The sequence below is a fragment of the Vibrio cincinnatiensis genome, assembly GCF_022113815.1.
Lineage (GTDB): Bacteria > Pseudomonadota > Gammaproteobacteria > Enterobacterales > Vibrionaceae > Vibrio > Vibrio cincinnatiensis_A.
On record NZ_SGOM01000003.1, the window covers coordinates 103,157 to 124,079 of the forward strand.

The following is a 20,923-nucleotide window of genomic DNA, read 5'->3' on the forward strand; positions in this document are numbered from 1 at the left end:
CGCAAGCTGTTTCACAAACTGACGGAACAAACAATATTTCCAATTATTAGATATGTCCACTCAGCGGAAATAGTGAAATGAACAAAATGATCGCCTATGATTTAACAAATTGAGGCTTATAGGGTTAAAAAAATGAACTATACAAATTTACTTTTAAATAGAGTTAAAGCTAAGTTCAACCTAACTTCAGAGTATCAATTAGCAAAATATCTTGATGTTCCTCATAGCAGTTTGCATAGGTGGCGTAAAAGTGCTACTTCAATGGAATGGGACACCGCTTTTAAAATCGCCGATTTGCTCGGCGAAAGTGATCAAAATGTCGTCTATGGTTTGATTGACGATAAGTACAATAATCCTAGATTAGTCAATGCGTTACATGAAGCGCGGCAGTCATAAATCCGCTTTACCACATTATACGTAATGCGCACCTTAGACTAAAGGCAGTATAGATAAAAGATTATTCTATTAACTTACTGATATATTAAAGATTTTCATCTTTGGCGGCTCCTGAGTTAAAGATTACCATAAGTGTTTTTCTTCAATATGAATTCTGATCATGTAGTCAGGCTGTTGGTAAGAGTACTTTTTGCCTACCTTTATATATTGTTTGATCTGACGGCATTTGCTGGATGAGCCTGTGGATGTAATTTTCCTTATTTCTGCTTTTTTATCAGTGAGATGACGCATGTATATAAACACATCACAATAGCCAGACAAGGAAAATTGGTTCTTTTTTAGTTTTTTGACCAACTGGTGCTTAATTTTCTTTGCTGTCGGGTTACTTTCTGTATCATCAGCAAAAGCTGTCATCACTGTAATGCTTAATATTAACCCCAACCAAATAGATAATTTATTCATCAGCCTTTCCTAATTAAAAATGACAGCAGAATAATATTGAATTTGTTGAGCTATGTTAGTGTGATTGGGTGGATTCTCGATGCACTTAGTAAAGTAATGAAATTGGTGATGTTACTCAGTTCATAGATTTAGTGACTTTTCTTTGATTTTCCTCTGCTTTTAAAACCTTGATGAGGAAAAACATTGCGAATGCGCTGCTGTATTTTTTTGGGAACCTCTTTAGAAAAAATAAGTTTCATCCCTGCTCTTTGATGGTAAATCTTCATTTCACCGTCAAAAGGTGTCGATTCTGCAATATCAATTACATTGTGCTTAAATGTTGGAGGAAAATGCCCTTTTGTTGCCGTAATTTGTCCTGATTTAAATTTTACTTTTAAAATGGGTCTATCAACAGCGACTAACCAAAAAATCACGATGCTAGCAATAATAATGACATAAAGCATGTCGTGTGCTCCTAATCAAGATAACAGTTTGCTTAAATCTTCTTTCAAGCTATTTACCGCTCGACTTGCTTTTTCACTGCGTGACGCTTCACTCAGCAAATATTCAATCGCATCAGATAAAGTACAGCCAAGCTCATTTGCTCTAAAGGATAGCTTTTCCCATACTCGATAATCTAAATCTATAGACTTTTTACGAGTGTGAAGCTGTTCAGCGTTAAAATGCCGCTTACGTTTAGCTCTTATCGCTTGTTTCAGTTTATTATCCAATGCATCAGCCATATGCTGCTCGATCCAATCGAGAACTAATGTGGGTTCATATTCAAGCGCTTTCAATTGTAAAATGGCGGCTTCAGCTTTACTACGATCAATATGCCGAGTAATGATTTCCCCATCTTTCCATTTTTTCATCAAGTACTGCCATTTCCAACCGCATTCCAGATTTTCGAGTTGTTGATATTTCATGTTTGGCGAGCCTATATAAAATTATGGTGACAGTGTAACTCTGTCCTTATCAATTTTCAATTCTAGGGGCAAAAAATACGATAGAGATCATTAAGAATAACAAAGCTATTCGTGGATGGGGTTTTTCTATATAATTTCAGTCCTTTTAACCACTTTGATGACTCAATGACACAAGATATCTGGCGTTTAGTCACGCCCCAGTATGACGATTTTGACTTGTTATTTGCTCAGTTTGAACAAACGCCGGTTCATACATTTTTTCAGACTCAGCATCGTCTTTCTCAAGCAATCGAGCGTTTCATACAAATACAGGGCTTTAGCCGAGTTCTGCTTATTAATGCACCAGATAATTCTATCTATCGCTCTTTGCTCCAAGAACATATGCAAGTTCGGCAACCACAAGTACCGGTTATTCGGACAGAAAGTTTGGATATGTCTGTACTTTTTGGGCAAGTAAAAGCTGAAAATGGGCAAGTTATAACTCAAACCACCGGGTTGCTAGAGCAAGCACATAATGGATATCTCATTGTTTCTGCTAATTTACTTTTAGCTAATCCCCGTTGTTGGTCGCAGCTAAAATCGGCCATACTTGGTGAGTCTGTTTCTCCTATTAATTGTGATAAACGTTCATTATTACAATACCTACCTCGTCAATCCTACAATATTAAATTGATCATTGTCGGTGATCGTCATCAACTCGGCGATATTGATTTCCTAGATTCCGATATTCACGCAGGTCTGTGCTTATTTAGTGAGCTAGAATTGGATATTAAAATCAACCACAGCACAATGCCGACCTATTTAGGCTATCTTCGCTGGATTGTGGAACGTTACCGTTTACCCCCATTGGCTGTAGGAGCAATTGAAGCGGTGATGACAGCTGGTGCAAGGTATACGGAAGATCAACATTACGCTCCACTTTGCATAATGTGGCACCGAGCTTTACTTGAAGAGGCAGCGATTGAGTCTCAAGGGAAAACTATTGAAAAGTCACATGTGATTCAAGTTATTGAATCACGGTATTACCGAGCCTCATATCTTCCCGAACGGGCGTTGGATGATATTCTTGATGGACAAGTCATCATCGAGACTCAAGGTCAACAAGTTGGGCAAGTTAATGGTTTAACGGTCATTGATGTTGCAGGACATCCGACATCTTATGGTGAACCTGCAAGGATTTCTTGTGTAATCCACTTTGGTGATGGTGATATCGCCGATGTTGAGCGTAAAGTTGAGTTGGGTGGCAATCTACATGCAAAAGGAATGATGATAATGCAAGCCTTTGTGAGTAGTGCGCTTGATTTGGATGTCCCATTACCCTTCTCTGCTTCTGTTGTTTTTGAGCAGTCTTATAGTGAAGTGGATGGCGATAGTGCTTCACTGGCTGAACTTTGTTCTTTAGTGAGTGCACTTTCTGAATATCCAATAGACCAACAAATCGCTGTAACCGGTGCTGTTGACCAGTTTGGGCGAGTTCAAGCTGTTGGAGGGCTGAATGAAAAAATTGAAGGTTTCTATCGAGTATGCCAGCATCATGGTTTTACTGGGCAGCAAGGGGTTATTTTACCTAAGAGCAACTTAAAGCATCTGGCTCTTCATCCCCAAGTGGTTGAGAGCATTAAAAATGGGCAATTTACTATTTGGCCAGTCTCAACGGTTGATGAGGCGATTCCTATTCTAATGAGCAAACCATTTAGAGGGGATGACGACGAAAGTGTAATTAGCAAGATTGCCGCTCGAATAGCCTATTTTGAAAAACACATTCAACCACATGGAATTATGGAACGAATCAAAAACTGGTTTGTCTAGTACTGATCGGAGTTGTTTAGCGTACACCTGTTCACTAACATGCTTCCTATTGGAAATTGGAGTAGTAAATAATGCATAACAAACGTGATTCATACAATCGTGATGATCTTCTTGCCTCAAGCCGTGGTGAATTATTTGGTGAAGGCTATCCTCAGTTACCTGCGCCAAATATGTTAATGATGGATCGTGTAACAAAAATGTCAGAAAGCGAAGGTGACTTTGGTAAGGGGGTGATTCTTGCTGAACTGGATATTTCACCCGATCTTTGGTTTTTTGACTGCCATTTCCCGGGTGATCCTGTTATGCCAGGTTGCTTAGGACTTGATGCCATGTGGCAATTAGTTGGTTTCTTCCTTGGTTGGATTGGTGGTAAAGGCAAAGGCCGAGCATTGGGTGTGGGTGAAGTGAAATTTACTGGGCAAATTCTTCCTACAGCGAAAAAAGTCACGTATGAAATTCATATGAAACGAGTTGTTAATCGTAAGCTAGTAATGGGACTCGCTGATGGGCGTGTACTTGTTGACGGTAAAGAAATTTATGTAGCTAAAGATCTAAAAGTGGGTCTTTTTCAAGACACTTCTGCGTTTTAAATTTGATGGGACGGCTTATATAGCTGTCTTATTTTATAACAAAATATTCAGTTATAGTGCACTAGAATAAAAGCAAATAGCCCCTTTCGGGGCTAAGATCCATAGTGTATGTGGAAAATTATTTGTAGAGACCAGAGTGTTTATCATCTCTAGCATCACGCCAACCACCTAGCCAATATGAACGAGCATCCGTTTGTTGATAAGGACACTCATCAGGTGAACGGCCATTCAGCCCTGCTTTATATCCTTGAGATTGCGCTCTTTCCAGGCGATCACGCTTTTGTCTCTTCATAGTGCAGTCCTCATACAGTAACTTGTGTTTAACGTACAACTATTAAAACGATGTGGTAAGTTTATGACCACATCATTAAGAATCGGCCAAAAAACGGGCTTTCTCAAGGCGTAAAAAAGGCACAAGTCCAAATCTGTGAACTTGTGCCCTATTTGACAATTTTTCGCTATTTCCTGCGGAACCCAAAGAGCCCTAATAAAACCAAAGCCCACAAACCTACCGCAGCACCTTTACGTTCGGTTGCGCGTTCGTCCATTCCTCGGCGAACAATATTGTCGCTCGTTGCACCTGCTATTGGAATAAGCTTAACCGCAACAGTGCTTTCTTCTCTTGTGCCATTACCACAGGTGGCATTGTGCGCAGTTGAATCATAACCACCATCACATTTAAATGCGGTTGCCGCAATAACACCAGCATCATTAATATCGGTCGCATCAATAATGCGGTATTGGTTATTATCGGTAGAATGTTTACCACCATTAGTTAAATCATCTAACCACCAAGCCTGGTTATTAAAGATTTCTCTGCGAGTAAGCTCTGTCTTATTATTATCATCATCATATGGGTAGATAAAGCCACGTTTACGACGTGGTTTACCATTAACCTCACGAGTGTTATCGGCATCGATTTGACCAACCATTTCATTATAGTTATTAATTGCGCCCGCTTTACCCCCTGCACCTTCAAAGAAAATGCCTCCCGATAAGAATGCAGCGGTTGGTGGCTCAGCAGCAACATTGGGAACAATAAACAACCGATTCGCATAAGCTCCTTGCTTTGAACTTGCTCGTTTGGCTTCGCCTATTGCAATTAAGTTCTCATTCACAGAAGTTAAAATAGAATTAGTATGAAGCTTATCTCCGCTTGTCCCACCACCGGAATAAACTGTAGCACCTTTAACTTCAACGGTTTTTTTATGATTAAGACTATCATCATCATTAATGGTCAATAAAGAAACACTCGCTTGCATATAGTGATATTTTTCATAGAAAGTATTAAAACCGACGGCGTAAAGCGAATCGCCATCATCAGAGATGACAAAATCTCGGAGGCTACCTTGTGCTAAAAGCTGATTTCGTTTTGCTGCAACACCTGCTCCCCACGGTACCTGAATAGCAACAGTGCTGTTCTTCCAGATCGTCCCTTTCGAAGTATAGTAATCCCCTTGGCTATTGGTATTCTCGGTAGCAATGCTACCGACGGTATAAGTACCATCCGTTTTCCAAGCCCTCGTTTGTAGACTGCCATTAACAGTATAATCATCCGTTCCAACAAACGCCGTAACTGAATTTCGCCGATACCCTGTCCTATCTCCAAGTGCAGAAACAATGCCGACAGGTTGTTCATCTTCGGTCAAACTATTGATAACAACATTATTAACATTATTGGCAACATCAATTACTGATGCTGCCCTTGCCCCTTTGTCTTCAATAAAAGCGATGGCATTTGGCGTTGTATCACCATTAATCTCTTTATCCCAAAGGTTCCAACGAATGGATGCCCATGTATCACAAATTGAATAACCAAGTTCATTTCTACAATAGTTTTTAAAATCACTATTATCTTGTACATAGGCAAAACTATTATCTAACCGGAATGGCACTTCTTCTCGATAGCTAAGCCCATCGACCGCTTCACCCGCATGTGCTTCCACTAATCGCGTTTCTCCGGCTAGTAAAAATTCACATTGTGTGGGTGTGGTACTAGCATTAAAGCAGCCTAATGGCTCATTGACCATACCTGGCTGAATGGCGACACCATAACTACTTTTAAACAAGTAGTTTCCTGGATGTGTCACCTCAACTACTTCATAAAGTGCAGCGGATGCTGAGGTTGAAGCTAAAATTGCGGCACTCACCAACGTCCGTTTAAACGTATTACTACTCATTGGTTTCATTAACTTTCCTGTTGTATTGCTTCAAGCTCTTCCCAACGCTCAAAGGCAATCTCAAGCTCCTGCTCATAAGCAGCCAGCTTATCTAAAATGGGTTGGGTAATCTCTACAGCTTGGCTGAAAAAGTTGGGTTCATTCACCTGTAACTGTAGCGCTTCAATTTGCTCTTCTAGATGCTCAAGTTGTTCAGGCAAAGTTTCCAACTCGCGTTGGAGTTTATAAGATAACTTCTTCGCTTTTGGTTTTTGTGATGCAGATTTGGACGTTTGCTCAATAGCTGGCTCCACTTTCTGTACTGTATCTTCACCTGCTCGAGTTTGTCGTACTTGTTGACGTTGTTGCTGAGCATCATGATAGCCACCAACAAATTCTTCAATTTGTCCGTTACCTTCAAAAATCCAACTCGTGGTCACAGTATTATCAACAAACTCACGATCATGGCTCACTAATAATAATGTGCCCTGATAGTTGGCAAGTAAATCTTCTAAAAGTTCCAATGTTTCGATATCTAAATCGTTAGTCGGTTCATCAAGCACCAATAAATTATTCGATTTTAGAAAAATTCTTGCCAGTAATAGGCGGTTTTTCTCTCCGCCCGATAAGGCTTTAACCGGCGTTCTTGCGCGTTTAGGCGCAAATAAAAAGTCTTGTAAATAACTTAAGGCATGACGTTGACGCCCTGCCACGGTCACTTCTTGTTTGCCATCAGCCAGGTTATCAATCACGGTTTTTTCAGGATCGAGTAGCTCACGATACTGATCAAAGTAAGCGACCTCTAGTTTTGTGCCACAGTGCAGTCGGCCACTATCTGGAGCCAGCTCTCCGAGCAATAGCTTAAGCAAGGTGCTTTTCCCACAACCATTCGGGCCAATCAATGCAATGCGGTCTCCCCGCATAATATTGAAGCTAAAGTTACGAACAATCGGTTTGCCTTGAATTGAAAAGTTAAGGTTTTCCGCTTCAAATACAATTTTTCCTGAGCGAGCTCCATCATCAATTTTAAGGTTGACTTTACCTTGAACTTCGCGTCGTTCACTTCGTTCTTGTCGTAACTGTTTTAAGGCTCTCACTCGTCCTTCGTTACGGGTTCGACGGGCTTTTATGCCCTGACGAATCCAGATCTCCTCCTGAGCCAACTTTTTATCAAACTCAGCATTTTGCATCTCTTCTACACGCAATTGCTCTTCTTTTTCAACCAAGTATTGATCATAATTGCCAGGGAAAGAGTTCAGTTTGCCTCGGTCTAAATCCAAAATACGAGTGGCCATTGCTTTAATAAACGTACGATCGTGAGAAATAAAGATGATGGAACCACGAAAATCTTTAAGGAAGCCTTCCAGCCATTCAATCGTTGTGACATCTAAATGGTTGGTTGGCTCATCAAGAAGCAAAACATCGGGCTCGCATACCAAAGCGCGTGCTAAAGCCGCTTTTCGTTGCCAACCTCCGGAAAGTTCACTCAGTTTCGTCTGACCATTGAGTTTTAACGCCGTGAGAACATTATTAATTCGGTCTTCAAATCGCCAAGCACCAGAATGTTCCAGTTGCTCTTGAACTGTGGATAATTTCTTAATATTGGCGTCTGTTGGCGAGTGAGTCACAAGATCAAGCAGATCGTTATAGATCTTAAGTTGTTCCCCAGCTTCTTTTAAGCCACCTGCCACATAATCATACACATTACCTTGTTGGTCACGTGGCGGATCTTGTTCTAAACGAGAAACCACCACATCTTGCATGATCTGCATTTTGCCATCATCCATTAAAATCTCGCCGGCTAATACTTTCATCAGCGTCGATTTTCCGGCCCCATTACGGCCAACAAGACAAACACGTTCATTTTCTTGCAAAGCAAAGTCTGCATGATCCAATAAAGGGTGGTCACCGAACGCCAGCAACCCGTTATGAATGGTAATTAATGCCATTATTTTCTAACCACTGAGTTAATTCATTAAAATCGAAAGGCCAATTGAGTTCAACGCCTTGACATGCGACCACGGGTATGGTGACACCGTAACGAGAGAATAGCTCATCGTCAAAAGCAATATCTGCAATAGTGATCGGATCGGCAATATTCGCTTGTGTGAGCAGCTGATAAGCTTGCTCACACAAGTGACAGCCCGAGGTACTATAGAGAGTGATCACACTCGCCCCTGCTCTTGTGGTTTATGGGTAATTAACCAGCAGTTATGGATGTGCTTGTTACGCTCAAAATCCATGGGTAATGTCTGAGCTGAGATATTCTGCGCAAGCAAATCAAGTTCATCCAACTGTTCCATATCCATCTTAAAATGGCGCTTATTATTAGAAAATACGATGGTGCCACCAGGGCGTAAAATTCGTTTAAGGTTTTCCATCAATAGAATATGATCTCGTTGCACATCAAATGTCTGCTCCATGCGCTTTGAGTTGGAAAAAGTAGGAGGATCAATAAAAATTAAATCGTAGTATCCTTTCGCCGAGCTTAGCCATTGTAAACAGTCCGCTTGTTCATACTGATGTTGCCGCCCAACCTGCCCATTGAGCTTCATGTTTTCTTTCGCCCATTCAAGGTAGGTTTTTGACATATCGACCGTCATGGTGGATTTGGCTCCGCCACAAGCGGCATGAACTGTTGCCGAGCCGGTATAAGCAAATAAGTTAAGGAAGTCTTTTCCTTTGGCCATTTGTGCAAGACGACGTCGAGTTAACTTATGATCCAAAAATAGCCCTGTATCAAGGTAGTCATGCAGGTTAACCAACAATTTGACCCCATATTCATTCACCGTGAATGTCTGAGACTGCTGAGCTAATTTTTGGTACTGAGCCGCGCCTTTCTTACGTTCACGCACTTTGAGTACCACGTTATTTGCATCAGTGCCTGTCACCTGAATCGCAGCACGAATAATGTCAGTTAAGCGACGTTTGGCTTTTTCTTCAGGAATCGTTTTGGGCGGTGCATATTCTTGGATGACGAGTTGATCTAAATAAACATCAATAGCGACGTTGTACTCAGGAAGATCAGCATCATAGATCCGATAGCAGTCTAACCCTTCTCGTTTTGCCCATTTGCCTATTTTAGTAAGGTTCTTTTTCAATCGATTGGCAAAATCAGGAGCAATGAGTGACGGACCTGATACGTCCGTTAGTTGAGAAGTGTCTCGTTCTGCAATCGTGTAGTTCTTTTGGTGACAAGGTAACGCACCATTATTCAATTTGAACTGTTTTTCTGCTCGCATACGCAAACAACTCAGTAGTTCATCAGAGCTCGAAAAGATAGAAGCCTGACAGCCACCAAACTCGGCTTTTAACTGCCCACCAAAGGCAGTATAGAGAGCAATCAAGCCGGGATGAGTACCTAGCCGTTCACCATAAGGTGGGTTACATATGATCACACCATGCTCAAAACCTTGTGGACGAGTCAGTTTTGCCGCATCAGCTAACTCAAATTGAATCAGTTCATCAACCCCTGCTCGTCGGGCGTTTTCTTTTGCCATTTGCAAAACACGAGGGTCATTATCTGCCCCAAAAAACTTAGTGTCAGTTTTTTTGACACCCTTACGAGCTTGAACGGCTGCTTCTGATTTTATCTCAGCCCAGAGTTCCGGTTGAAAGTCTTCTAAAGCTTCAAAGCACCATTTTGCTCTTTTTAAGCCGGGAGCGATATTGGCTGCCATCATCGCCGCTTCTATCAATAAGGTTCCAGAACCGCACATGGGATCGAGCAACGGGCGGCCTGGCTCCCATCCACTACGCAGAATAAGGGCGGCAGCTAATGTTTCTCGTAAAGGAGCGCGACCCGATTCAGGGCGATAGCCACGAATATGCAATCCAGCACCAACCATATCAATACCTAGCAAGGCTTTTTCTTTATGGAGTCGGACGTGAATTCGAAGATCGGGTTGATCTTTACTGATCGATGGACGAGGTAAATTCTTCTTACTAAAACAATCAACAATGGCATCTTTAACTTTCATGGCACCGTATTGGCTATTACGGATTTCACGGTTAGTGCCATTGAAGTCCACAATAAATGTTTTCGAGCTATGAAAATGGTTAACCCAGTTAATTGCTGTCGCCGATAAGTATAGGTCCATATCATTCTGACAAGTAAATTCAGCAACTACACGTACGAATCGAGAAGCAAGCCGGCTCCATAAACAGCAGCGATAAATATGTTCGTTGGAGGCGGAAAACTTAACCCCAGCTTGAACAGGTTTGGCATCAGAAATCCCTAATTGGGTTAGTTCTTCTACTAATAGGTTCTCAAGACCATTGGAGGTCACCGCTAGATATTGATTCATAGTGTTCTTTAACTGCTAAAAATGGTTTCAGATTATAGCTGACAACTAAAGGTCATGGCTAAATTAAACAACGAATTTTAACAAAAAACCCTTAGGTTGTTTAATCATTAATCAGTTGAGCTCTTCCACTCACTCTCTATTTCCTCTAACAGCACTCATCCAAAGTTGAATAAAAATAACCACCATATCAACTCAACCAACTTATTCCTTCTGATGTGTTATCTACATTTTTACTAAACTCAAAGCAAAGTGAGTATTTATTCACGTGCATTTTGGACTATACCAGAATGAAGTTAGCACTGTAATTTAACAACAAATCTTGTTAAAAAGGGAATTTTTGCGGAGATTTACAGAATTCACCGCTTGAGGAATGTCACGTATGGTAAAAAAAGAAGAGAAAAAATGCGCAGAATATCGCCTTCTCTAGTGAGGTTTAATCGGTTTTTATAAAGTAGAAAACAAAAAAAATCGGCGAAACGCCGATGGGAAATGAAACAAAGGAACGAAAATAACTAGGGAAATTAACCAACCAATGCAATAAGCTCTGGTTGTAAAATGTGATTAGCCAACGCCATTCTGTCATGCATAACTTTAATCACCTGCCCAAACTCTAATGTTTTAGACCCATTTAAAATAAATGGTTGGCGATCAACCAAAGCACATAAGCTAGCGCACTCTCCTACTTCGAGAACGATGAAATAACCTTGACCATGACTATTGACCAAGCTCACAATATCTCCTTCTTGAGGAGATAGTCCTTCATCTGATTGCTGGTAGTCAAAAAACCAACTTCTTGGCTGAACAGGCTTGTGAAAGCGTTTAGCAGCCACACAGTACAAGGCTAATTCGACTTTACGTGGTTCAGGCAATTCTAAACCACTAATGCATTCTTTATAGGTTTGGTAATCTGATGCATCATCAACAGAAAAATGGTTATCTAAAAATGCACAATCAACCAGTAAATTTCGGCTAAGATTTGTGCGAAATACCATATCCTCACCGAGGTCGAGCATCAAATAGCCTTCGCTATCTGAATAGTACCAACTCCATTTATCACTGGGTTTTAGCATTATTCTGGCTCTCTATTTACCGGGATGATCGAACGATGAGGTAAACCACTTCATTACCTTTACTTATCTATTACTGCCATTTTAGGAAGGGGATAATAAAAAAAAAGAGGAAATGAATAATTCATTCCCTCTGAAAGTCACCTTGTCACTTTTTAAAAACCACTAAAAACGTGACTCTTTTCCCTACCACTTGTCATTCATTATAAATTTTTGACAATATCACTTACAAGCTTCGGTCCTTGGTAAATAAATCCACTATAAATTTGAACTAACTTTGCTCCAGCAAGCAGTTTTTCTTTCGCTGAAACATAAGAATCAATACCACCTACACCAATGATTGGAATTTGTTCACCCAGTTCTTGATAAAGTTGTTTAATCACTTCTGTACTGCGAGATTGCAATGGTCGACCACTTAACCCCCCTGCCTCATTAGCGAATTTCATACCTTCTACTAATGTTCTATCCAATGTGGTATTGGTCGCAATCACACCATCAATATTATGTTTCAATAGCGACTGACAGATTTGTTTCAACTCATCATCAGTTAAGTCTGGCGCAATTTTTAATGTTAGTGGGACATACTTACTATGCAGATCAGCCAACTCTGTTTGTTTTGCTTTTAGCGTTGCTAACAATTCATCAAGCGCTTCACCATATTGCAATGTACGTAACCCTGGAGTATTTGGAGAAGAGATATTGATAGCAATATAACCAGCATAAGGATAGACCTTATCCATACAGATTAAGTAATCCTCTGCCCCTTTTTCTATCGGTGTGTCTTTATTTTTTCCAATATTAATACCAATGATACCGTCATAATGTGCTTTTTTAACATTCTCTATCAGATGATCGACACCAAGGTTGTTAAATCCCATACGGTTGATGATCCCTTCTGCATGCACTAAACGAAATAATCTAGGTTTGTCATTGCCGGGTTGAGGACGAGGAGTTACGGTCCCTACTTCAACAAAACCAAATCCCATCGCTCCAAATGCTTCAATACATTCCCCATTTTTATCAAGCCCTGCCGCTAAACCGACCGGATTTTTAAAAGTGAGCCCCATGCATTCAACAGGACGTTGAGGAAGATGTTGACGATAAAAGAGATCAAGAGGTGTACCAGTGAAACGTTTGAAATTTTGAATGGCGAGATCATGCGCCTTTTCAGCATCCAGTTGAAAAAAGCCAGCTCTGGCTAAGCGGTAAAGCATACTGCCTCCGAAAGAAAAAAGCCCCGAATAAACGGGGCGTTATTATTGACTTATTCGGTTAACAATTCAATGCTTATTCTGCTCCCTGACAATTTAAGTTGAGCAACATTAATTCACGCATGGCCACTGAAAATTTTGCAAATTCATGTACAGTGCCGACTTTAAATTCATTGAGGATCGAATCCCAACGCTGTAAAGATTTGGTATTATTTTCGATCCAACAGTCCAATGCTTTGAGTATATCGGATGATTCTACATGATTGATACACGTTAATACCTGTGCCGTTAACTGACGCTGTTGCCAGTCCAAATCTTCTCGGAAAGCGGCTCGGGCTAAAGCCTGCCAATGGTTATCTACCGCCTGCTGATTAATCTGCTTTAAGAACCAGTGTAATGACAAACGATCCCCTAAGTTGAAATACAGTTTAGCAACTTGATCTACCGGAAATTGTTTTTCATGTGAGATGATCGAAATATCCAAAGCCGAATATAAGCTCGATAAACGTGCCACATAGTGTGCGACTTGATTATTGGCGCCTTGTTCGATCCAGCTTTGAGCAAGAATATTATGTTCTTCGACTTCGCTTTCGACTAAGGCATGATCCAGTTGTTGCCTTATGTGTTGAACATCCACTTGATAATGTTCAACCATCGTCTGGACCGAGACTTTACCCATACGATTTCGTAATAACCAACGTGATAATCGACGCAATGTTCTACGGACTTGGAACATCATGTCGTATTGCACCACGCTAGTGGCTTGACTATCGAGTAACCGAATCTCTTTTAAGACATTTTCTAACTGATAAATTTCCCGAGCCGCTGCATACGCATTAACAATCTCTGTAACGTGTGCCCCCGTTTCTTCTTGTAACCGAGTAACAAAGTTACACCCCATTTCATTCACCATCTGATTTGCCAATGCAGTAGCGATGATCTCTTTACGTAATGGGTGTTCTTTCATTTTCCCCTCATAGTGACCACGTAACTTTGAGGGGAAATAATGAATCAATTGTTTGGCATGAAATTCCTCATTCGCTATCTCATCGCAAGCCAGCTCCTCTTTTAGCCGCATCTTGCTATAAGCAACCAATACTGCGAGCTCCGGCCGAGTTAAAGCCTTCCCTTGTTTTTCTCTTTCCAATAATGCTTCATCATCCGGAATATGTTCTAAATTTCGATCTAAATAGCCGGCTTTTTCCATATGATGGATAAAACGAATTTGTTCTTTTACCGTATCAACGCCAAGAAACTCTGTAACAGAGATAGATTCCGATTGTGTATAGGCATCTTCGATAACAATCGCTCCCACCTCCTCTTCCATAGACTCAAGCAGTTGGTTACGCTGTTTTATGGTTAGATCACCACTGGCAACTAAGTTATTTAAGAGAATTTTGATGTTCACTTCATTATCAGAGCAGTCAACACCTCCCACATTATCAACAAAATCGGTATTCACACGCCCACCAGACAAGGCATATTCCACTCGTCCAAGCTGGGTCATACCAAGGTTTCCACCTTCCCCAATAATTTTGGCTCTGACTTCCTCCCCATTAATGCGAACCGTATCATTGGCTCTATCTCCCACATCAGAATGGGATTCGCTAGATGCCTTAATATAAGTACCAATTCCGCCATTCCAGAGTAAATCGACCTCCATCTTTAGGATCAACTTAATCATTTCATTGGGAGCAAGCGAACTTTTCGTGGTTGCCAACATCTTTTGCATCTCAGGAGAGAGAGGAATGGCTTTAGCCTTGCGGGAGAATACCCCGCCACCTTGTGAAATTAAGGCCAGATTATAATCTTCCCAACTGGATCGAGGTAATTGAAATAAGCGTTGACGTTCTTGCCAGCTCACTTGGGTATCAGGGGTGGGGTCAATAAAAATATGCACATGGTTAAACGCTGCTTGCAATCGAATATGCTGAGAAAGAAGCATTCCATTTCCAAAAACATCCCCAGCCATGTCACCAATCCCAATAGCGGTAAAGTCGGTTGTTTGGCAGTTAATACCTAACTCACGGAAATGACGTTTAACCGATTCCCACCCCCCTTTTGCAGTGATCCCCATCGCTTTATGGTCATACCCATTGGAACCTCCAGATGCAAAAGCATCGCCTAGCCAAAATTGATAATCGGTTGATATTGAATTTGCTAAGTCAGAAAAGGTTGCTGTTCCTTTATCTGCGGCCACAACCAAGTAAGGATCATCGTCATCGTGACGAATAACATTGCTGGGCGCACTAATCTGTCCATCCACAATATTATCGGTTACATCTAATAGCGCCTGAATAAAATGTTGATAGCAACGCTGTCCTTCTGCAAAAATTTCATCTCGACTAGTGAAGAATGGCTGTCTTTTACAGATAAAACCCCCTTTAGCCCCTACTGGTACAATGACGGTATTTTTTACTTGTTGCGCTTTAACCAGCCCTAAAATTTCGGTACGGTAATCCTCTTGTCGATCAGACCAGCGTAAACCTCCACGAGCAACTTTTCCTCCTCGTAGGTGTACTCCTTCAATATCGGGAGCATAAACAAAAATTTCAACAACAGGCACTGGTGCCGGAATATCAGGAATGTCCCGTGGAGTTAATTTTAAAGAAAGACAAGTTTTGGGCTCTTTATTGTTACCTAACTGAAAATAGTTAGTGCGTACGGTAGCGCAAATCATCTCCATATAACGGCGTAAAATACGATCATCATCTAAACTTTCAACATGATCAAATTGCTCCGTTAGTGCTTGGATCAATTTAACTTGTTGTTTTGCCCTGTCTTGATAGCTAGGATCAAAACGGCACATAAATAAAGCCACAAGCTCTTTCGCCAAATCTGGATAGTGATTAAGTGTTTCTTCAATATACTGCTGACTAAAAGGGAAACCGACTTGACGCATGTAGCGGGCATAAGCTCTTAAAATAGAGATTTCTCTTCCCGTTAATGAAGCACTTAACACGAGTCGGTTAAATCCGTCACTCTCTAATTTACCCTGCCAAATCGCAGCAAAAGCTTGCTGGAAACGATCTCTGGCTTCACGAAGATCCACCTGCTTATCACTTTTGTGCAGCATCGAAAAATCTAGGATCCAATATATTTGTCCATTGTTTTTTCTGATCTCATAGGGAGACTCACCAATAATACGCAAACCTAGGTTTTCCAACATCGGCATAACATCAGAAAGATGAATGGGTTCATCTCGATGATAAAGTTTAAGCCGAACGGCCTTTGAGGTTTTATGCTCTTCTTGAGGTCGATAAAAGAGCATACCTAATTTATTTTCTTCACTTAATGCTTCAAGACGTTCAAGATCAGAGACTGCCGAGCCTGGCATGACACTTTCTTTATAGGAACGAGGAAAAGCACTTAAATAAGCTTTGGCAAGAGGCATTCCCAGACTCTCCCCCCAATGGGCAATAATCGCTTGAGAAAGTCGGTCATCCCAACGGGTTGATGCTTCCATTAAATTCTGCTCTATTTTTTTAACATCGATATTGCCGTTATTATTCTCAACTCGCACGATGTAGTGCGTTCTTGCCAAAGGGCTTTCTGAGAAATATGTGGTAAATTCAACCTCTTGCTCACACCCAAAATAATCCTTCAAAATACGCTGACTCTGCCGTCTTAGTTCGGTGTTATAACGCTCTTTACTGACATACACCATACAACTAAAAAAGCGTCCAAAAGGATCTCGACGAACAAATAGACGAATAAGATCCCTATCTTGCATTTGGACAACGCCCATTCCCACTGCCAATAGTTCTTTTTCATTGGCTTGCAATAGTTCATCTCTGGGATAATTTTCTAAAATATTATGTAGCGCCTTATAGGCATAAGAGCCGGCTCGGTATCCACTTGCAGACAAGATACGCTGCACTTTTTCTCGAATAAGGGGGATGCTTTCCACCGTTTGATTATAGACAGCCGAAGTGTATAACCCAGTAAAACGATGCTCTCCTACCACCTTACCGTTTTCATCAAATTTTTTAATACCAATATAATCAGTATAAGCTGGACGATGAATTCGAGACTGTTTATTACCCTTGGTCAGAATAAGCAAAAATGGTTTTTCTGCTTCCACTCGAGCAGCATCAGAAAATTGAGAAAGCTTCACTTGCCGTACCCGCTTCCTATCAGAAAATAGACCTAAGCCTAATTCTTGAGTGGGGCGCAGTTCGATATCTCCTTCTATATTGACTAAATCAAATTCTTTATAGCCCATAAAAGTAAAATTATGATCACCAAGCCAACGTAGAAAATTCAAGGTTTCCTGATAATGTTCTGATTCAACAGGAATCGACTCTTTTTGTTGCTCTAGTTGCTTAATCACCTGATTGAGTTGGCTGACCATCGGCTTCCAATCGTGAACAACCAACGTCACATCCTTGAATATATTCAGCAGTTCTTCTTGTAGAGTTCGCATCTCTTGCTTGGTATTTAACTTATCGACTTCAATATGAAATAGTGATTGTAGTGAACCCTTTCTTTGATGAATACTTTTAACCAAACCTTGATTGTCATATTCAATATGAGTAGGACCATTGAGCATAAAATGGCACGTTAATCCTAAACGACTTAAGGCCATTTTGATTGAATCCACTAAAAATGGGCTATCTGGTAAAACGATTTCCACAATGGTGTGGGTTGATTGCCACCCATGTTTACTCACCGTGGGGTTAAAAACACGAACCGATAGAGCTTTTGAATCTTTCTCCGTAATATGATGCCAAAGACTGACTAGAGCACCATAGAGATCAGATTCATTTCGTTTGGTAAGATCATCTTGGGCCACATTACTAAATAGATGCTTTCCAAGTTGGGTAACGGGGACCTGTTGATTAAGCTCAAGTTTGTCTTGAATAAGCAGGTAAACTTTTTCAAGGAGAACCGGCATCAAACCTTCACGCGCAGTCATAAACGACTCCAAATATTAGAATTATAACGAGTAGGGTATGCTGTAAGCATAGTTGCTACTTAGGGTAATGCGGCGAATATTGTAAAAATTTGCCAACTGAACGTTAACAATTTCAGAATGAGATGGTGAGTGAAATGCTTAAGAATATGCGCTAAATATCAAGTTAAATAACTATAGAATCTAAAAATTACAGAATTTCTAGCTTTACAAATTTATTTTTCTGATCCGTCGTTAAACGAAATCGCCCTTTTATTCCAAGTTGGCTGAGAAATGGTCGCAATTTTGTCGCAGACAGTTGCAGCTTAAGCCCATTATCTGTCATGACGATGACATAACTGGCGGAACCAGAATAGTGAGCCAGAAAGGTTTGATAAGAGATGTTAAGTGTAAAAAAATAGTGATTCATTGAACTCAATTAAGTAGCACCCCGGAGTATGAATGAGAGCAAATATCCTTCCTCCTTAGTGCTACTCCTTGTGGTTATTGATCTAACGCTTTGGTCAATTTTTCAAAAAGATCTCTGGCTAAATTATCCAAGTTCTTTAAAGCATCGAGCTCTTTTTTCATTAAGGCTTGGCGGTGCTGATCATATAAGCGGAACTTGAGTAATGGATCAATTAATCGTGAAGCCACTTGAGGATTGCTGGTATTTAACTCACGCAGGATCTCACCAGCAAACTGGTATCCCTCCCCACTTTGTGCATGAAATCTTACTGGGTTCATAGTTAAGAAAGAACCAATAAGGCTGCGAATACGGTTAGGATTCTTCAGACTAAATGTTGGATGTTTCATGGTATTTTTGATCACCAACAGCGCATCTTCAGCGGGATTGCTCCCTTGCAGAGCGAACCATTTATCCATCACTAAACCATCATGCTGCCACTTGGCACTGAAGTCTTCCATAAGTGCTTCTCGACAAGATAACTGAGCACTATTAGCAGCACTCATGGCCGACATCGTATCAGTCATATTATTGGACTGATGGTATTGACGGTTAACTAGACGTTCTCCCTGCTCTGTATAAGCAAGGTAACTTAAACAGATATTACGCAAAGCACGTTGTCCAATCGCTTCATGGCTAATCGAATACTCTTCCTGCTTCAGTAAATGGTAAATAGTACTCAACTCATCTTCAAGCTCTGTAGCCAACATGACTTTAAACTGATGTAAAACTTGCGCGATGGCATCCACATCCACCTGTTTATACCAACCAGAAACTTCATTATGATTGGGCAGAGTCAGCATTTCAGTAATAAAAGCAGGATCAAGTGCGTCATTGAGTAAAATACCGCGGAAAGCATCAATAACAGAGTCTGGAAGTACAATAGTTTTACCTTGCTGTACCGAATCAACATTGTTACGAATATATTTCGCTAGCAACATTTGCCCAGCATCCCAACGCGCAAACTCATTTTTTGAGTGGACCATAAGGAAACCAAGTTCTTGATCAGTATAGTTATATTCAAGTTTAACGGGTGCTGAAAACTCTCGTAATAACGAGGGAATCGGTCTTGCTGGCACATTTTCAAAGACAAAAGTTTGCTTTTGTTGCGTAACATTCAGTACGTGATGAAGTGGCATTCCGTTACATTGTAACGGAATAGCCGTTCCATCTGGTTGGTACAGTTCAATATCAAATGGAATGTGCAATGGCTGTTTATTGGGTTGATCCGCCGTTGGTTCCGTTGTTTGCTCGATCGTCAAAGAATAAGTTGCTGACGTCGCTTGATAATCACTGCTGACTTTAAGTAACGGTGTACCCGATTGGCTATACCAAAGACGAAATTGCTGCAAATCAATCCCACTGGCTTCTTCCATTGCAAGCACAAAATCTTCACAAGTGGCCGCGGTTCCATCATGGCGAGTAATGTAAAGTTTTATTCCTTTCTGGAAGTCTTCTTCACCGAGTAAAGTATGCAACATACGAATGACCTCACTACCCTTTTCATACACGGTCAAGGTGTAGAAGTTATTCATTTCTATCACTTTATCAGGTCGAATAGGATGAGACATTGGCCCGGCATCTTCTGCAAATTGTGGCCCGCGAATGATGCGCACATTATGAATACGATTCACAGCCCGAGAGCCAAGATCAGAGGAAAATTCTTGATCTCGAAAAACGGTTAACCCTTCTTTTAAACTCAGTTGGAACCAATCTCGACATGTCACTCGGTTCCCCGTCCAGTTGTGAAAGTATTCATGCCCAATGACGGATTCAATACCTAAGTAATCTGTATCGGTTGCAGTTTTTTCATTGGCTAACACAAATTTTGAGTTGAAAATATTTAACCCTTTGTTCTCCATTGCGCCCATGTTGAAAAAATCAACCGCAACGATCATATAAATATCAAGATCGTATTCCAATCCAAAGCGTTGCTCGTCCCACTGCATTGAATGTTTGAGTGATACCATAGCATGGTTCGCTCGGTCTAAATTCCCTTTATCAACAAAAATCTCTAAATCAACTTTGCGCCCAGAATTGGTGACAAAGTGATCACGTAATACGTCAAAATCCCCCGCTACTAGTGCAAAAAGATAAGCTGGTTTAGGGTGAGGATCTTGCCATTTAACCCAATGTTTGCCGTTCTCTAACTCACCTTCTGCAACCTTATTACCATTACTTAATAAAAATGGATAAAGGGTTTTATCTGCTGTAATCGTTGTGGTGTATTTCGCCAAAACATCCGGTCTATCAAGATAATAAGTTATACGACGAAATCCTTCGGCTTCACACTGAGTACAAAAAGCTCCTCCAGACTTATATAACCCTTCTAACGCGGTGTTCGCTTGAGGATCAATTTGAGTCATGATCGTTAAAGTAAACGTCTCTGGTAGATGATAAAGCTCTAAGCTTAATTCACTCTGAGTGTAACTTGTCCAATCAACACCATTCACTTGAATAGATTGTAAAATAAGCCCTTCACCATCGAGTATCAACGTAGAGCTTGTGGACTGCTGCTGAACCTGAGAAATAGCGGTTACTAAGGTTTGGTCATCATGGAGCTCAAAGAATAATTCAATCTCACTAATGGTATGCGTTGGGGCTTGATAATCTTTACGATATTTTGCTTGTGGGCTTGTCGCCATGGTAGGGATCCT

16 protein-coding genes are annotated in these 20,923 nt (G+C 40.8%); 3 read left to right on the forward strand and 13 right to left on the reverse strand.

All coding sequences use genetic code 11. The features are described 5' to 3' along the window. The first annotated feature begins 132 nt into the window (after positions 1–132). Positions 133–396 (forward strand): helix-turn-helix domain-containing protein, encoded by a 264-nt coding sequence (locus EXA13_RS05535; protein WP_238132291.1) that lies wholly within the window; start codon positions 133–135, stop codon positions 394–396. Between the two features lie 123 nt (positions 397–519). Here EXA13_RS05535 and EXA13_RS05540 read toward each other — a convergent pair whose 3' ends face one another. The 3 genes from EXA13_RS05540 to matP form a co-directional block, all read right to left on the reverse strand. After that, on the reverse strand, positions 520–858 hold the full coding sequence (locus EXA13_RS05540) for a hypothetical protein (protein ID WP_238132292.1): 339 nt from the start codon (positions 856–858) through the stop codon (positions 520–522). A gap of 128 nt (positions 859–986) precedes the next feature. Then, positions 987–1,301: a DUF3634 family protein gene (locus EXA13_RS05545; RefSeq protein WP_238132293.1), complete on the reverse strand. Its 315-nt coding sequence runs from the start codon at positions 1,299–1,301 to the stop codon at positions 987–989. 15 nt (positions 1,302–1,316) lie between these two features. After that, positions 1,317–1,763, reverse strand: a complete 447-nt coding sequence (matP, locus tag EXA13_RS05550) for a macrodomain Ter protein MatP (protein ID WP_238132294.1) — start codon at positions 1,761–1,763, stop codon at positions 1,317–1,319. Positions 1,764–1,928: 165 nt separating this feature from the next. On the opposite strand from matP, the gene EXA13_RS05555 reads away from it, so the two are divergent. Next, the gene (locus EXA13_RS05555; RefSeq protein ID WP_238132295.1) at positions 1,929–3,572 is read left to right on the forward strand and encodes a S16 family serine protease; all 1,644 of its coding nucleotides are present in this window, start codon (positions 1,929–1,931) and stop codon (positions 3,570–3,572) included. A 71-nt stretch (positions 3,573–3,643) separates the two neighbouring features. Next, entirely contained in the window at positions 3,644–4,162 is a 519-nt protein-coding gene (gene fabA / locus EXA13_RS05560; protein ID WP_238115685.1) for a bifunctional 3-hydroxydecanoyl-ACP dehydratase/trans-2-decenoyl-ACP isomerase, read from the forward strand. Between the two features lie 118 nt (positions 4,163–4,280). Here the strand turns inward: fabA and rmf are convergent, their stop codons facing one another. The 10 genes from rmf to pepN all read right to left on the reverse strand — a co-directional run bounded on the left by rmf (position 4,281) and on the right by pepN (position 20,911). Further along, entirely contained in the window at positions 4,281–4,454 is a 174-nt protein-coding gene (gene rmf, locus EXA13_RS05565; protein ID WP_078925117.1) for a ribosome modulation factor, read from the reverse strand. Positions 4,455–4,620: 166 nt separating this feature from the next. Beyond that, on the reverse strand, positions 4,621–6,342 hold the full coding sequence (locus tag EXA13_RS05570) for a DUF3466 family protein (RefSeq protein ID WP_238132446.1): 1,722 nt from the start codon (positions 6,340–6,342) through the stop codon (positions 4,621–4,623). An 8-nt stretch (positions 6,343–6,350) separates the two neighbouring features. Next, positions 6,351–8,270, reverse strand: coding sequence for an ABC transporter ATP-binding protein (locus EXA13_RS05575; RefSeq protein WP_238132296.1), 1,920 nt, complete (start codon positions 8,268–8,270; stop codon positions 6,351–6,353). Then, positions 8,248–8,490, reverse strand: coding sequence for a glutaredoxin family protein (locus EXA13_RS05580; protein ID WP_238096260.1), 243 nt, complete (start codon positions 8,488–8,490; stop codon positions 8,248–8,250). Before EXA13_RS05580 ends, EXA13_RS05575 begins: the two co-directional genes overlap by 23 nt. Further along, positions 8,487–10,628, reverse strand: coding sequence for a bifunctional 23S rRNA (guanine(2069)-N(7))-methyltransferase RlmK/23S rRNA (guanine(2445)-N(2))-methyltransferase RlmL (gene rlmKL / locus EXA13_RS05585; RefSeq protein WP_238132297.1), 2,142 nt, complete (start codon positions 10,626–10,628; stop codon positions 8,487–8,489). Before rlmKL ends, EXA13_RS05580 begins: the two co-directional genes overlap by 4 nt. 521 nt (positions 10,629–11,149) lie before the next feature. Then, positions 11,150–11,698: a cell division protein ZapC gene (locus EXA13_RS05590; protein ID WP_238132298.1), complete on the reverse strand. Its 549-nt coding sequence runs from the start codon at positions 11,696–11,698 to the stop codon at positions 11,150–11,152. A 200-nt stretch (positions 11,699–11,898) separates the two neighbouring features. Next, entirely contained in the window at positions 11,899–12,909 is a 1,011-nt protein-coding gene (gene pyrD / locus EXA13_RS05595) for a quinone-dependent dihydroorotate dehydrogenase (protein WP_238132299.1), read from the reverse strand. A gap of 73 nt (positions 12,910–12,982) precedes the next feature. After that, positions 12,983–17,824 carry an NAD-glutamate dehydrogenase gene (locus tag EXA13_RS05600; RefSeq protein ID WP_238132300.1) on the reverse strand — a complete coding sequence of 1,614 codons (4,842 nt, stop codon included), beginning with the start codon at positions 17,822–17,824 and terminating at the stop codon, positions 12,983–12,985. A 187-nt stretch (positions 17,825–18,011) separates the two neighbouring features. Next, the gene (locus tag EXA13_RS05605; protein WP_238132301.1) at positions 18,012–18,230 is read right to left on the reverse strand and encodes a DUF2835 domain-containing protein; all 219 of its coding nucleotides are present in this window, start codon (positions 18,228–18,230) and stop codon (positions 18,012–18,014) included. 74 nt (positions 18,231–18,304) lie between these two features. Beyond that, on the reverse strand, positions 18,305–20,911 hold the full coding sequence (gene pepN / locus EXA13_RS05610) for an aminopeptidase N (RefSeq protein WP_238132302.1): 2,607 nt from the start codon (positions 20,909–20,911) through the stop codon (positions 18,305–18,307). Between the last annotated feature and the right edge of the window lie 12 nt (positions 20,912–20,923).